Origin of the sequence: Streptosporangium sp. NPDC006930, from assembly GCF_040635605.1 — a bacterium.
Taxonomy (GTDB): Bacteria; Actinomycetota; Actinomycetes; order Streptosporangiales; family Streptosporangiaceae; genus Streptosporangium.
In genome coordinates this window covers 173,755-187,799 of sequence record NZ_JBEYID010000014.1, presented here as the reverse complement: position 1 = coordinate 187,799, position 14,045 = coordinate 173,755, and the positions used below count along the sequence as shown (strand labels likewise).

Annotated in this window: 14 protein-coding genes; 4 read left to right on the top strand and 10 right to left on the bottom strand. The window is 70.5% G+C overall.

Annotated elements, in window-relative coordinates; translation table 11 throughout:
• Positions 1-180: 180 nt before the first annotated feature.
• Positions 181-795 (top strand): hypothetical protein, encoded by a 615-nt coding sequence (locus ABZ664_RS24535; protein WP_362514282.1) that lies wholly within the window; start codon positions 181-183, stop codon positions 793-795.
• Here ABZ664_RS24535 and ABZ664_RS24530 read toward each other — a convergent pair.
• The 5 genes from ABZ664_RS24530 to ABZ664_RS24510 form a co-directional block, all read right to left on the bottom strand.
• Positions 699-1,601, bottom strand: a complete 903-nt coding sequence (locus ABZ664_RS24530; RefSeq protein ID WP_362514279.1) for a sirohydrochlorin chelatase — start codon at positions 1,599-1,601, stop codon at positions 699-701. The genes ABZ664_RS24535 and ABZ664_RS24530 overlap by 97 nt on opposite strands.
• On the bottom strand, positions 1,598-2,767 hold the full coding sequence (locus ABZ664_RS24525) for a uroporphyrinogen-III synthase (protein ID WP_362514276.1): 1,170 nt from the start codon (positions 2,765-2,767) through the stop codon (positions 1,598-1,600). The genes ABZ664_RS24530 and ABZ664_RS24525 overlap by 4 nt, the downstream gene beginning before the upstream one ends.
• Before the next feature lie 85 nt (positions 2,768-2,852).
• Complete coding sequence (nirD, locus tag ABZ664_RS24520) at positions 2,853-3,206, bottom strand: nitrite reductase small subunit NirD (RefSeq protein ID WP_362514273.1); 354 nt, start codon at positions 3,204-3,206, stop codon at positions 2,853-2,855.
• 94 nt (positions 3,207-3,300) lie between these two features.
• Complete coding sequence (gene nirB / locus ABZ664_RS24515) at positions 3,301-5,748, bottom strand: nitrite reductase large subunit NirB (protein ID WP_362514270.1); 2,448 nt, start codon at positions 5,746-5,748, stop codon at positions 3,301-3,303.
• A gap of 431 nt (positions 5,749-6,179) precedes the next feature.
• On the bottom strand, positions 6,180-7,502 hold the full coding sequence (locus ABZ664_RS24510) for an MFS transporter (protein ID WP_362514267.1): 1,323 nt from the start codon (positions 7,500-7,502) through the stop codon (positions 6,180-6,182).
• 239 nt (positions 7,503-7,741) lie between these two features.
• On the opposite strand from ABZ664_RS24510, the gene def reads away from it, so the two are divergent.
• Both def and ABZ664_RS24500 read left to right on the top strand, forming a co-directional pair.
• On the top strand, positions 7,742-8,218 hold the full coding sequence (gene def / locus ABZ664_RS24505; protein WP_362514264.1) for a peptide deformylase: 477 nt from the start codon (positions 7,742-7,744) through the stop codon (positions 8,216-8,218).
• A gap of 215 nt (positions 8,219-8,433) precedes the next feature.
• On the top strand, positions 8,434-8,637 hold the full coding sequence (locus ABZ664_RS24500; RefSeq protein WP_344903117.1) for a cold-shock protein: 204 nt from the start codon (positions 8,434-8,436) through the stop codon (positions 8,635-8,637).
• A gap of 91 nt (positions 8,638-8,728) precedes the next feature.
• Here the strand turns inward: ABZ664_RS24500 and mshC are convergent, their stop codons facing one another.
• From mshC to ABZ664_RS24475, 5 genes are all read right to left on the bottom strand, one after another.
• Complete coding sequence (gene mshC / locus ABZ664_RS24495; protein ID WP_362514392.1) at positions 8,729-9,958, bottom strand: cysteine--1-D-myo-inosityl 2-amino-2-deoxy-alpha-D-glucopyranoside ligase; 1,230 nt, start codon at positions 9,956-9,958, stop codon at positions 8,729-8,731.
• A gap of 87 nt (positions 9,959-10,045) precedes the next feature.
• Positions 10,046-10,774, bottom strand: coding sequence for an NRDE family protein (locus ABZ664_RS24490; protein ID WP_362514260.1), 729 nt, complete (start codon positions 10,772-10,774; stop codon positions 10,046-10,048).
• A gap of 125 nt (positions 10,775-10,899) precedes the next feature.
• The gene (locus ABZ664_RS24485) at positions 10,900-11,661 is read right to left on the bottom strand and encodes an SCO1664 family protein (RefSeq protein ID WP_362514257.1); all 762 of its coding nucleotides are present in this window, start codon (positions 11,659-11,661) and stop codon (positions 10,900-10,902) included.
• Positions 11,658-12,233 (bottom strand): DUF3090 domain-containing protein, encoded by a 576-nt coding sequence (locus tag ABZ664_RS24480; protein ID WP_362514254.1) that lies wholly within the window; start codon positions 12,231-12,233, stop codon positions 11,658-11,660. The genes ABZ664_RS24485 and ABZ664_RS24480 overlap by 4 nt, the downstream gene beginning before the upstream one ends.
• A gap of 9 nt (positions 12,234-12,242) precedes the next feature.
• Positions 12,243-12,944, bottom strand: coding sequence for a histidine phosphatase family protein (locus ABZ664_RS24475; RefSeq protein WP_362514251.1), 702 nt, complete (start codon positions 12,942-12,944; stop codon positions 12,243-12,245).
• Between the two features lie 65 nt (positions 12,945-13,009).
• Between ABZ664_RS24475 and ABZ664_RS24470 the strand changes: the two genes are divergently transcribed.
• Entirely contained in the window at positions 13,010-13,954 is a 945-nt protein-coding gene (locus ABZ664_RS24470) for an aldo/keto reductase (RefSeq protein ID WP_362514248.1), read from the top strand.
• Positions 13,955-14,045 lie beyond the last annotated feature (91 nt).

The window sequence follows — 14,045 nt, the reverse complement described above, 5'->3', positions numbered from 1 at the left end:
GGTCAGGCCCGGGCCGACAGCACTGATCGGGCGCGTCCCGGACCCTCGGGGACGCCGAACGGCAAACCGGACGTCGGTGACTCCACGGCCAGGAAGGACACGGCCTCCCGCGAGGGGCCGACGGACGACGCATCACTGCCACGACCACCTGTCCATGTGACTGCGCACGTTAGGGCGATCATGGCGACTCCCTATATCGACCCCTACCACAAGACCGCCGACCCGCACAGGAACGCGCAGGACGCGCGGCTCCGCGTCCTCGAGCTGGCCGCGTTCATGAAACGCGAGGAGGCCGACGACGCCTCGCAGCCGCGCTCCCGGGGCACCGCCTCCGGACACGCCGTCGACATGTTCCTCGCCCTGCTGCAGGACCGGCTCCCGGTCTGGCGGCGCATTCTCGACGACCTGATGTATCTGGTCGGCAAGGGCCGGGTGAGCGAGAACCTTCTGCCCATCGCGCGAGCCGGCATCGACTACTACTGCGAGGTCCAGTCGGCGGCGCTGCCCGCCTTCACCTCCCCCTCGGTCACCGTCCGGTTCCGCGAGGCGATGCGCGACAGCGACATCGACCCGATGTCGGAGATCATCCCGCTCGCCACATATCTCGCGGCCGAGGAGCGGGCGGGGCGCCTCTCCCCCGGGGTCGTCCCGGTCGCCAGCGCCAGGCTGCTGCTCGCCGGGTGCTTCCGCCACGCCTACTACGAGATACTTCTCGGCCCCGACTTCCTGCCGTCGCGCGACGAGGTCGCCGAGGAGATCGTCCGGGAGCTGAGGCTGGAGCCCCAGCGAGACTGATCGGCCCCCGGGACCACCGGCGCCAGGTGCCCCCCGCCTGAGCCGGGACGTTCGCGCTCCGGCGCTGCCTGGCGTGCCCCGGCCCCCGCCGCCACGGACGTCCGGCGGGCCTGGCCGCCTTTCGAGGCCACCGACGCCAGGCGGGCCTGGTCGAACCGGGCCCACACCAGCGCGGCCAGGTCGGCGTCCACCCCCAGGGGTGCGGCGACCAGGTCGCCGCCGGACGCCTCCAGGCGGTCCTGGAAGAAGCCGGGAGCCAGGAGATAGGAGGCGAGCGCGATCCGCGGCGCGGGTCCCGAGCGCAGCCGATCCAGTGCCTCGGCGACCGAAGGGGCGCCCGTCGCGGCGAAGGCCGCGGTGACCGGACGGGAGAGCCGGACCGACAGCAGCCGGGCCGCCGCCCGCACGTCGGCGAGCGCGGCGGGATCGGACGACCCCGCCGCCCCCAGGATCACCGAGTCGGCCGCCCTCAGCCCGGCGGCGGACAGCCGCCTGGCGAGAACGGCGGCGAGCAGCGGGTGCGGCCCCAGCGGCGGCGCCACCACGGCGTCCGGCCTGGCCGCGGCCACCACGGAGGGCAGGTCGATGTGCACGTGGTAACCACCCGCCAGCAGCAGCGGGACCACCACGACGGGGCCGGGCAGTCCGGGAAGCATGTCGGCGAGCAGAGGTGCGCTGATCTCCAGGAACGCCTGCTCCACACGTGTGCCCCGGCGACCCCTGCGCACCAGGTCGCGCAGGCCCGCCAGGGTCTCCTCCCCAGAAGAGCTGCGCGTGCCGTGCCCGGCCAGGACCAGAGTCGTCACAGGCCTTCGCCCCGGTCGCAGGCCAGGCGGTAGCCGCGCTTGACGACCGTCTCGACGATCCCCGCGGGGCCGAGGGCGCGGCGCAGGCGGGTGATGGCCATCTCGACCGCGTGTTCGGCCGAGTCGCGCGAAGGGCCGCCGGGGAGCACGGTCCTCAGATCCGAGCGGGCCACCACGTGTCCCGGCTTGTCCGCCAGACGCTTGAGGACCGCCATCGGCGCCGGCGGCAGCGGCTTCAGCTCGCCGTCCACCGCGACGGCGTGGCCGCGAATCTCCAGCTGGTGGCCCCCCGCGACCAGACGGGTGACGCTGTGCTCGGGCAGGTGCCTGGCGAGGGCACGGGCCAGCGTGCCCAGGCGGGAGCGCTCGGGCTGCACGGTGGGCACCCCGCGCGCCTCCAGCGGCCCGGCGGTGACCGGGCCCACGCAGGCAGCGACGACCGGTCCCGCGAAGGCCGCGATCAGTGCGTCCTCCAGGCCGTCGGCGCGGGCGGAGTTGAGCATGGCCAGCACGGCCGGGGCGCTGGTGAAGGCCACCGCGTCCACCCCGCCGGAGATGGCCTGGCTGACCAGCCGCCGCAGCGGCGAGACGTCACGGTAGGGCAGCCACCGGTAGACCGGCACCTCGATGACCTCCGCGCCCGCCTCGCGCAGCGCGGTCACGAAACCGGTCAGCGGCTCCCCGTGCAGTTGTACGGCGATGCGGCGGCCGCGCAGGTCCTGGGCGAGCAGGTGCTGCTTGACCTCCTCGCACGACTCCGTGGGCGGGGTCCAGTGGTCGACCAGGCCCGCCGCCCTGACCGCCCCGCGCGCCTTGGGCCCTCGGGTCAGCAGCCTGGCCGAGGTCAGATGCTCGGAGAGGTCGCCGGAGAGCCCCCAGCCCTCGGCAGCGGCCATCCAGCCGCGGAAGCCGACGCCGGTGGTGACCACCACGTCGTCGATCGGGGCCGACAGGCTGGCACGGGTCGCGGCCAGCAGGTCGGCGTCCTCCGCCAAGGGAACCAGCCGGATCGCCGGGGCGCGCACCACCCTGGCGCCCCTGCGTTCCAGCAGTGCGCAGAACTCCTCGCGCCGCCGGGTGGCGGTGACCCCGATCGTGAACCCGGCCAGCGCGTCGGGCGCGGTCTCGGGAGAGCCGATAGGACTGTCCAGAACGGCCATGCTCATCTGTCGTTCACCACTCCTCGCTCGATGTTTCCTCGGTATCCGGCCGTCCGCGACTCCACGCTGCCCGCCCCGCACCCGCCCGCGCTCACGCGGAGCCCACCTCCACCGTTGTGCCGGTGACGCGGATCGAATAGGTCGGCACGGCCACCGCGGGATCGTCCAGGCACACCCCCGTCACGAGGGAGAACACCTGCTTGTGCATGGGGGAGGCCACCACGGGCTCTCCGGCCCTGGTGCCCACGATCCCGCGGGACAGGACGTGGGCGCCGCTGAACGGATCGAGGTTGCCGATCGCGAACAGGGAGCCGTCGAAGGCGCGGAACAGCGCGATCTGCCTGTCGCCGACGAGCGCGCACGCTCCGCGCTCGGGCAGCAGGTCGGTGTAGGAGCAGACCGGGGTCCAGCGGGTCGTCTCCAGGTCTTCTCTCAGTGCTGTCATCGGTGAAGGTCTCCTCTCCTCGGGTCCTCGGGATGCGACGGTCACGGTGACGGTCCGGTACGGGCGGGCAGGGCTCAGAACGGTCCGGGACCGCTCAGGAACGGACGACCTCCAGCGGGATCAGGATCGGTTTCACCTGGTCGCGCTCGGTCTCGAAGGCGATGGACGGGTCCGGGGTCCCGGGTGCGTTGACGAAGGAGACGAACCGCCGCAGCTTCTCCGGGTCCTCGATCGTGGCACGCCACTCGTCGGCGTAACCGGCCACGTGCCGCTCCATCTGGGTCTCCAGGTCGGCGCAGATCCCGAGGGAGTCGTCCAGGACGACCTCCCTGACGTAGGCCAGGCCCTGGGCCTCCAGCCAGGCGGAGGTGCGCTGCAGGCGGTCGGCGGTGCGGATGTAGAACATCAGGAACCGGTCGATGACGCGGACCAGCTCCTCGGTGCTCAGGTCGGAGGCGAACAGGTCGGCGTGGCGCGGGGTGAAGCCGCCGTTGCCGCCCACGTAGAGGTTCCAGCCCTTCTCGGTGGCGATGACGCCGAAGTCCTTGCCGCGGGCCTCGGCGCACTCGCGGGCGCAGCCGGAGACGGCCGACTTCAGCTTGTGCGGCGAGCGCAGGCCCCGGTAGCGCAGCTCCAGCGCGATGGCCATGCCCACGGCGTCCTGCACCCCGTAACGGCACCAGGTCGAGCCGACACAGGACTTCACCGTGCGCAAAGCCTTGCCGTACGCGTGCCCGGACTCGAAACCCGCGTCCACCAGGCGCTTCCAGATCAGCGGGAGCTGCTCCACGCGGGCCCCGAACAGGTCGATCCGCTGCCCGCCGGTGATCTTGGTGTAGAGACCGAAGTCGCGGGCCACCTCGCCGATCACGATGAGGCTCTCCGGGGTGATCTCCCCGCCGGGGATGCGCGGCACCACCGAGTAGGTGCCGTTGCGCTGGATGTTGGCCAGGAAGTGGTCGTTGGTGTCCTGCAGGGCGGCCTGCTCGCCGTCGAGGATGTGGCCGTTGCCGAGCGAGGCGAGGATCGAGGCGACGACGGGCTTGCACACGTCGCAGCCGCGCCCGGTGCCGTGCTCGGCGATGAGGTACGAGAACGTCGTGATGCCACGCACCCGGACGATGTCGAACAGCTCCGCCCTGCTGTACGCGAAGTGCTCGCACAGTGCCTTGGAGACCTCGACGCCCGAGGAGACGAGGATCTGCTTGAGCGTCGGAACGCAACTACCGCAGGTGGTGCCGGCGCGGGTGCACGCCTTGATGCCGGGGACGTCGGTGAGGCCGTGCTCGGCGATGGCCTCGCACACCTGTCCCTTGGTGACGTTGTTGCACGAGCAGACCTGCGCGTCGTCGGGGACCTCCATGTTCGCCGGGCCGCCGGTGAACAACAGCTCGCTCGGCGACCCCGGAAGGTCACGGCCGACGAAGGGCTTGAGGGTGTTGTACGGGGTGGCGTCGCCGACGCAGATCCCGCCGAGAAGGGTGCGGGCGTCGTCGCTGACGAACAACTTCTGGTAGACCCCGCCCACCGGGTCCATGAAGGTCACATCCAGCGCGCCCTCCATCGCACCGAACTGGGCGACCTCCACACCGAGCAGCTTGAGCTTGGTCGACAGGTCCGCGCGGGTGAAGACCGCCTCGCCCCCCATGATGCGGTCGGCGGCGACCTCGGCCATCGTGAAGCACGGCCCCGCCAGCCCGTAGACCACACCCTCGTGCAGGGCGCACTCGCCGACCGCGTAGATCGCCGGGTCGCCGGTGCGCATCCCGTCGTCCACGGCGATCCCGCCGCGCCCGCCGACCTCCAGGCCCGCCTGCCTGGCCAGCTCGTCGCGCGGCCTGACGCCCGCGGAGAAGACCACGATCTGCGCCTCGACGGTCTCGCCGTCCGGCTTGACCAGGCCCGCGACCCGCCCGTCCGGACCCGCGACGATCTCCTTGGCCCCCGCCTCGGTGTGCACGCTCAGGCCGAGCGCCTCCACGTGGCCGCGCAGGACGGCGCCGCCGCCCTCGTCGACCTGCCGGGGCATGAGCCAGCCGCCCATCTCCACGACGTGCGTCGCCAGCCCCAGGCCCCGCAGCGCGTCGGCGGCCTCCAGCCCCAGCAGCCCGCCGCCGATCACGATGCCGCTCGTGGCGCCCGAGGCGGCCTGCCTGATCGCGTCGAGGTCGTCGATCGTGCGGTAGACGAAGCAGCCGTCCAGCTCCCTGCCCGGCACCGGTGGCACGAACGGGCTGGAACCGGTGGCCAGCACCAGCACGTCGTACGGCTCTCGGTGCCCGTCGGCGGTGGTGACCTCACACGCCTCCCTGTCGATGCGCACGACCCTGGACGACAGCCGCAGCACGACCCCTTCCGGCGTCGGATAGGTGAGGTCCTCGATGCTCCTGCCCGCCAGGTAGGAGGTGAGCGCCACCCGGTCGTACGCCGGCCGGGGCTCCTCCCCCAGCACCGTGATGTCGCCCGCGAAGCCCTTGGCGACCAGCGCCTCGACCAGCCGGTGCGATGTGGGTCCGTGTCCTACCACGACGAGCCGTGACATGGCCGCGCTCCTTTTCCCGTACGCTCCGCTGTCGTCTTCCCGTACGTTCCGCCGTCGTCCGCCCGTCCCTCGGGACCGGTCGTGGCGCCGCTCTTCCCTGCCCGCGGCGCGACCGTCTCTCCCGGGGGACGGGCGCCCTGACGTGAGGCGATGATGGTGACGGTCTCGTCCGCCGCGGCGTTTCGGCCGTACCGCGAAGCGCGGTGGGGGCGGTACGCCGTCGTCCCAGCCTTCACACGCGTCTGGGGGGGAAGTGAGACCGACATGGATCCGATGGTGCTTTCAGGTGGTTTCACGGCGTGGTCTCCCCTGTTACCGATGTGCTACAAGCCGCTAACCGCGTTCACATACGCGATGAGGCCGATGTGAGTTGTCCGTCGGCAGGGTCGGTGTCGGATGTGAGCGAAACCGGTTACCTGTCACGCCGGCGATCACACGCGCGCCGCCGCCAGGCTCGGCACCGATCCCGCGGTACGCAGGTAGCAGGCCCAGGTGATGACCGCGCACACCATGTAGAAGGCGGCGAAGGATGCGAGTGCGGCACCCGCTCCCCCGGTGGCGGCGATGGAGCTGCCGAAGCCACGGTTGATGAAGAACCCGCCGAAGGCGCCGATCGCGGAGATGATCCCGATCGCGGCGGAGGCGTCCCGCTTCCCGACGGCCACGGCGGCCTCGTGGGCCTCGGTACCCGCCGCGAGACCCGCCACGGCCTTCGCCCGGAAGATCGCCGGGATCATCCGGTAGGTGGAGCCGTTGCCGATGCCGGTGGTGGCGACCAGGAGCATGTAGGCGCAGAAGAACAGTGCGAAGGCGTGCTGGGACAGGCCCTGCCAGACCAGCGCCGCCGCGCCCGCCATCGCGGCGAAGTTGAAGAACGTCACCCGCGCCCCGCCGAGCCGGTCCGACAGCCAGCCTCCGATCGGGCGGACCAGCGAGCCGAGCAGCGGGCCGATGAAGGCCAGCGCGACCAGGGATGCCTGCTCGGGGAACTGGCTCTTGATGAGCAGCGGGAACGCGGTGGAGTAGCCGATGAAGGAACCGAAGGTGCCGATGTACAGGACCGACATGATCCAGGTCTGGGCCCGGCCGGCGACCTTCAACTGGTCCGCGGGACTGGCCTTGGCGGAGGTCAGGTTGTCCATGAAGAAGTAGGCGCCGATCGCGGCGGCCAGGATGAACGGGATCCAGAACAGTCCCGCGGCGGCCAGGCCGAACGCCCCGATCACCAGGGGCATGACGAGCTGCACGGAGCTGACCCCGATGTTGCCGCCCGCCGCGTTGAGCCCGAGCGCCGAGCCCTGCCTGTCCTGGGGATAGAAGTAGGTGATGTTGGCCATGCTGGAGGCGAAGTTGCCGCCGCCCAGGCCCGCCGTGGCCGCGATGACCAGGAATACCCAGTAGGGGGTGGCGGGGTTGCCGACCGCGACGGCGAGCAGCACCGCGGGCACGAGCAGGAGCAGGGCGCTGACGACGGTGAAGTTCCTGCCGCCGAACCTGGCCGGGGCGAAGGTGTACGGGATGCGCAGCGCGGAACCGATCAGGTTGGGCAGGGCGACGATCCAGAAGAGCTGGTCGGTGGAGAAGTCGTAGGAGCCGAGTTGCACGGCCACGATGCTCCACACGGTCCACAGCGTGAACCCGAGGTGCTCGGCGAAGATGGAGAAGACCAGGTTCCTGCGGGCCACCTTCCTGCCCTGTCCTTGCCAGAAGTCGGGGTCGTCGGGCCGCCAGTCGCTGATCCAGGGCTTGGCCATCGTTCGTTCCTCCTGCGATTTCGGGGGCTTCGATCCCGAAATCTAAGAGGACGGCATTACGCACATTTACTATCTGTGATGGTGCGCCGGTTACGTGTAACTAACCATGGAAATACGCAATGCACAGGTCGCACCCTCGCAACATTCCGGAAACACAAAGGGGTGACGCAGTAACGATTGAGTCAGGGCGGCAACGGGAACCGTCTTCGACGTCAGTCCGTCCGCTTCGGGGAGTGCGCGTGGCCGTCCAGCCGATCCGACTGTTCGACGATCCCGTGCTCCGCACGGTGTCCGAGCCGGTGACCACCTTCGACCGCGAGCTGCGCGTCCTGGTCAAGTCGCTCCAGGCCACGATGCGGGCCGGCACGGGCCGAGCGGGGCTGGCCGCCCCACAGATCGGCGTCCCCTTGCGGGTCGTCGTCTACGAACTGGACGGCAAGTCCGGCCATCTGGTGAATCCGCGCCTTGAGCTGTCCGATCGGAAGATCGTGGCCGATGAGGCCTGCCTGTCCGCGCCGGATCGCTGGTGGCCACTGGAACGCTCCTACATGGTCACCGCCCGTGGCCGCGACATGTTCGGCAAACCCGTCACCGTCCGCGCCCTGGGCATGCTCGCCCGCGTCCTGCAGCACGAGGCCGACCACCTCGACGGCACCCTCTTCGTCGACCACCTCCCCGAGGAGGATCGCGAGCGCTTCCTCGACTCCATTTCGTGACTTGCGCATCACTGCAGCCTCGGATAGGATTGCATGGTTGCAGTCGTAGCTCTCAGTTTAGCCTTATCATCTCAAGTGCTTATGAGAAGTCCGCCGACAGCGGACGTTACACAGTTTCTCCGGATGGTTTCCGCGGGTGCATGGTAGGGTCCGCAACGCAGCCCCGTGCCGCCGACCTGGTGGTTCGGTGAGGCTCCCAATGAGGAGAAGTAGTTTTGTCTGAGGGCACCGTTAAGTGGTTCAACGCCGAAAAGGGCTTCGGATTCATCGCACCGGATGACGGCACCGCCGATGTCTTCGTGCACTACTCGGCTATCAACTCCGGCGGCTACCGCAGCCTGGAGGAGAACCAGCGTGTCAGCTTCGTCACCACGCAGGGCCAGAAGGGCCCGCAGGCCGACCAGGTTCAGGTCATCTGATCTGGTTTGACCTCAAAGGCTTCAGACTGAGCCCGCACCGCTCGCGCGGTGCGGGCTCAGTCGTCTCTCGGGCGCGGACGACCGTCGGCCCCTAGAGTTCGACCCCGAGCAGCGCGTCCACGGTCTTCCTGACGAGGATCGGCGCGTCCGGGTCGTTGCCCCCCTCCGACAGGGCCCGCTCGGCCCAGTCGTCGACGGCCGCGAGGGCTCCGGGAGCGTCCAGATCGTCGGCGATCCGGGCGCGTACCCTTTCGAGCACGACCCCGGCGTCGGGGCCGGTCTGCAGTCCCGCGGCCGAGCGCCAGCGCGCCAGCCGCACCTCCGCCGAGGCCAGCTGCTCCGAGGTCCACTCCCAGTCGGCACGGTAGTGCTGGGCCAGCAGGGCCAGCCGGATGGCCATCGGGTCGGTCTCCTGGCGCAGGCGGGAGACGAAGATCAGGTTGCCCTTCGACTTGGACATCTTCTCGCCGTCCAGGGCGACCATGCCCGCGTGCACGTACGCCCTCGCGAACGGCCACTCCCCGCAGGCCACATGGCCCTCGTGGGCGCCACACTCGTGATGGGGGAAGATCAGGTCGGAACCGCCACCCGCGACGTCGAAACCACTGGACAGGTTCGCCAGGGCGATCGCGGTGCACTCGATGTGCCAGCCGGGCCTGCCCAGGCCGAAGGGAGAGGGCCAGGACGGCTCCCCCGGGCGCTCCGCGCGCCAGAGAAGCCAGTCGAGCGGATGCTTCTTGCCTGGCCGGTCCGGATCTCCCCCGCGCTCGCCGAACAGGGCGAGCATGCGCTCCTCCGAGTAGCCGGAGACGGCGCCGAACTTGGGGGCCGCGGCCACGTCGAAGTAGACGTCGCCGTGGAGCTCGTAGGTCGCGCCCTTGTCACGCAACGACACGATCAGGTCGGCGACCTGATCGATCACCTCGGTCACGGCGACATAGTCGCGCGGCGGCAGGACGCGCAGCGCCTCCATGTCGGTCCGGAACAGCTCGATCTCGCGTTCGGCCAGGTCACGCCAGTCGATGCCGGTCCGCCCCGCACGTTCGAGCAGGGGGTCGTCGACGTCTGTGGCGTTCTGGGTGTAGTGCACCTCATGACCGGCGTCGCGCCAGGCACGATTGACCAGGTCGAAGGCGAGGTAGGTGTTGGCGTGGCCCAGATGGGTGGCGTCGTAGGGCGTGATGCCGCAGACGTACATCCGTGCCGTGGGACCCGGCTTTGTGGGGCAGACCTCTCGCGCGGCGGTGTCGAACAGCCGCAGCGGGACACCGGCACCGGGAAGCCGAGGAACCTTCGGCTCAGACCACGATCTCATGATAATGAAGCCTATCCAGCAGATAGACCACCCCGGTTGGCGCGGGGTGGTGGGTATACGGGGCACTCACCTCAACTCCGGAAGCCGACCGGATCATTCCGTGAGGATCTCGCGGAAGGCGCCGGGATCGCGAGGGTCGGCGGTGAAGTCGTAGCGCACGCCGCCGGGTGCCAGGGCCAGCAGGGTGACGGACCCCGAGCCGAAGATCCGTCCGTCGGGCAGCTCGTGATGGACGATCATCGTGCGAGGATCCTCGGAGGAGATCCCCGCCCCCGTGGCGAGTTCCCTCCACTCATCCCATGGACCGTCGAGCTTCGAGGGGCGGCCCGCTCCTGCGAACAGGGGGCGGAAGAACGCCACGCGCTCGTTCTCCTCACCGCGCTCCCACCCGCCGTTGACGATCATGTGGGTTCCCGGGGGAAGGTCGTCCCTCTTCAGGGTGATCCCGTCCCAGTGCCACAGTCGAGCCCCGCCGGGATCGGCCCGTAGCAGGTGGAAGGGGTCGTAGTGACCGAGTTCACCCTCCGTCGGCCGGCCTCCGTCGGCCGCCAGGAGAGCCAGGTCGCCCCGTGAGCGGCGGGACTCCTCCGGAGCGAGCACGCCGAGCCCGTTGAGGAGGGCACCGACCCTCCGGGCCCCGGGGTCGACGGCCAGCCAGGTGCCGCCTCCCAGGAGATCGCACCCGCCGATCAGGCCGGGCCGGCTCTGTGGCCAGTGCCGGGCCGGGGGAACCCAGGGGCGGGCGGTGAACTCGTCGCGCACCCCGACCACGATCAGGGGGATCTCGGCGCTCGGATCGATACTGACGACAACCGTGCACATGCCCGGAGGGTACGCCCTCGCGGGAGGCGGGCTCGGACCGGGGTCACGCTGCCCACGGGAAGACCGCGGTAAGGCCGCGCCAAGGCAAGGGCGCGGGCGTCGCCGCGCGCGGGCGGCGAGGCGCCTCAGATCGGCGGCCAGGGGATGGCGGGCCAATCCTTGGAGGGCAGGGGGTGCAGGCCGGTGTCGAGGAGCCTGCGGACCCTCGCCCAGGTGGCCTCGACCTCGTGGAGGGTGAGGAGCTCACGGAGGCGGCGGCCGAGGCGGCCCTGCTCCAGGTCGGCCTCAAGGCGGGTCAGGGCGTTCATCGCCTCGCGGGACAGGGGCTTGCCGCGCCACTGCCAGAGCACGGTGCGGAGCTTGTCCTCCGCGGAGAAGGAGACCCCGTGATCGACGCCGTAGACATGGCCGTCGGCGAGCGGCAGCAGATGGCCTCCCTTGCGGTCGGCGTTGTTGACGACCGCGTCGAAGACGGCCATCCGCCGCAGGGAGGGCTGGCGGCTGCGGATCAGCACCATCAGGTCGATCTCGGGGTCGGTGTCGATCCACAGCTGGCACATTCCCGGGCCGAAGGGGCCGTCGCGGTAGACGGTGGGCGGCACGATCCGCCAGCCGATCGCCGCGGAGACCTCGTAGGCGGCGACCTCGCGGGCGGCCAGGGTGCCGTCGGGGAAGTCCCAGAGGGGGCGTTCGCCCCGTACCGGCTTGTACACGCACGCCGCCGCGAGCCCGCCGAGCCTGACCGAACAGTAGAGCGTCATGTTGGTCGCCTCGACCAGGCGGCCCGCCACATCCAGTTGGCCGTCACGGAGCAGACGCGTCGCGGTCTCGTCGTCCAGCCCCGCGGCCGGCGCCGCACTCAGCGTCGGCTCGCTCTCAGCACTCATTCGCCTCCTCCAGCAGATGAAGCGCTACTACCCCGGTAACCGTTGAGCCGCACACAAATATGCCCCTCGGCATCGAGAGGCTGGGCGCAGAGCGGGCAGGGCGGGCGACCGGCGGCGACGAGAGCCATGGCCCGCTTGGTGAAGGCCCTCGCGGCGCCGGGACTGATGTGCACGCGCAGCACCGTGGGCTCGACGATCGGGGACGGCTCGAACTCCTCATCCTCGGCGACGGCCTCCTTGGCCTCGATGACCACCTGTGCGGCCTCGGAGTCCCAGGCCAGAGCCATGACACCGACGCGGAAGTCCTCGCTGATCGGCACATCGAGGGGGGCGTTGTCCGTCAACGCGGCCGGGGCGACGGCGGGGACGGCGGCACCGCCCTCACCTCGCCGCAACACCTCGTCGAGCAACTCGTCGAGACGATCGGCCAGCGCCGCGACCTGGAACTTCTCCAGCGCCACGGTGGTCAGCCTGCCCTGGCCTCGCGCCTGCAGGAAGAAGGCTCGTGATCCCGGTTGCCCCACGGCACCGGCCACGAACCTCTCGGGTGGATCGTAGTCGAAGACCGGCATAGCCTGACCCTACGTGGTTCCGGATCCGCCGCCGACTGCGGCATCGCTCCCGGTGGGATTTTCTCCCCCCTCCTCACCGTCCGAACCCTCCGGAAGGCGTAATCCGGCCACATCTCCACCCAGGTCGTTGAGTCTGAGCACGAAGGGACGCAAGGGGGTGTAGCGAATGGCGGTGAGCGACGCCGGATCAGCGGTTATCCGCTGGAACTGGTCCAGATGGAGCCCCATGGCGTCGGCCACGATGGCCTTGATCACATCTCCGTGGCTGCAGACGAGATAGACCGCCTTCGGACCGAGGCGCTCGTTCCACTCCCTGACGGCCGCCACGGCGCGATGCTGGACGGCGGCCAGGGACTCTCCCCCGGGGAACGTCACCGCGCTCGGGTGGGCCTGCACGACCGGCCAGAGGGGATCCTTGGCGAGCTCGGCGATCGGGCGGCCCGTCCAGTCGCCGTAGCGGCACTCGCCGAAGCGCTCGTCGGTCAGCACCTCCGCCTCCCGCCGTCCCTCGGCTACCGCCTGGGCGGTCTCCTGGCAGCGTTCCAGCGGGCTGGAGACGATCGCGTCGAGTTCCAGGGAGGTGAGCCGCGCGGCGAGCGCCTCCGCCTGGGCCCGTCCCGCGTCGCTGAGGTGGACATCCGGGGTCCAGCCCGCGAGGACCGGGCCGGTGAGGTGGGTAAGGCCGTGTCTGGCCAGCAACAAGGTCGTCACGCGGGCAAGTCTTGCAGTCCTCGCTCCACTACTTTTAAGTGGCCGGGCGGTAATCTGGCCGGATCATGGAGCAGCGCTATGTGGGCCGGAGCGGCTTGTCGGTGTCCCGCCTGGGACTCGGGACGATGACGTGGGGACGTGACACCGGCGCCGAGGAGGCCGCGGCACAGCTCCGCACGTTCGCCGAAGCCGGCGGCACGCTCATCGACACCGCCGACGTCTACACGGGCGGCGACGCCGAACGGCTGCTCGGGCGGCTGCTGCGCGACTCCGTGCCGCGTTCCGAGCTGGTGCTGTCCACCAAGGCCGTGCTCACCCCGGCCGGGCGCAGGCCGCGCGACGCCTCCAGGAAGCACCTGGTGGCCGCGATCGACGCCTCCCTGACCCGCCTGGGCGTGAACGAGGTCGACCTGTGGCAGCTGCACGCCTTCGATCCCGACGTCCCGCTGGAGGAGACTCTGGCAGCCGTGGACGCCATCGTGTCCTCGGGGCGGGCCGCGTACGCCGGGGTGTGCGACTACGCGGGATGGCAGCTGGCGACCGCGGCCGTGGGGCAGCGGGCGGTGCCCGGCAGGGTGCCGATCGTCGCCGCCCAGGTCGAGTACTCACTTCTGGCCAGGGAGGCCGAGCGCGAGCTGATCCCCGCCGCCGAGCACGTCGGCGCGGGGGTGCTCGCCTGGTCGCCTCTCGGGCGTGGAGTCCTCACCGGGAAGTACCGTACGGGCATCCCCGCCGACTCCCGGGCCGCGACCCCGCACTTCGCCGACTTCGTCACCCCCTACCTCGACGAGCGGTGCCGACGGGTGGTGGAGTCGGTGGCGACCGCCGCCGACGGGCTCGGCGTCTCACCGCTGTCGGTGGCCCTGTCGTGGGTACGCGACCAGCCGGGGGTGTCCTCGGCCATCGTCGGCGCCCGCACCCACGCGCAGCTGTCCGGGGTCCTCCAGGCCGAGGATCTGACGCTGCCCGTGGAGATCAGGGAGGCACTCGACGACGTGTCCGCGGACTGAGGGAAGGGCCGAGACGAGGGCGGCCCACCGCGAGAACCGAACGAGAATTCGTCTCGCGTATCACTAGTCGATACCGAATGGAAACTTTCCG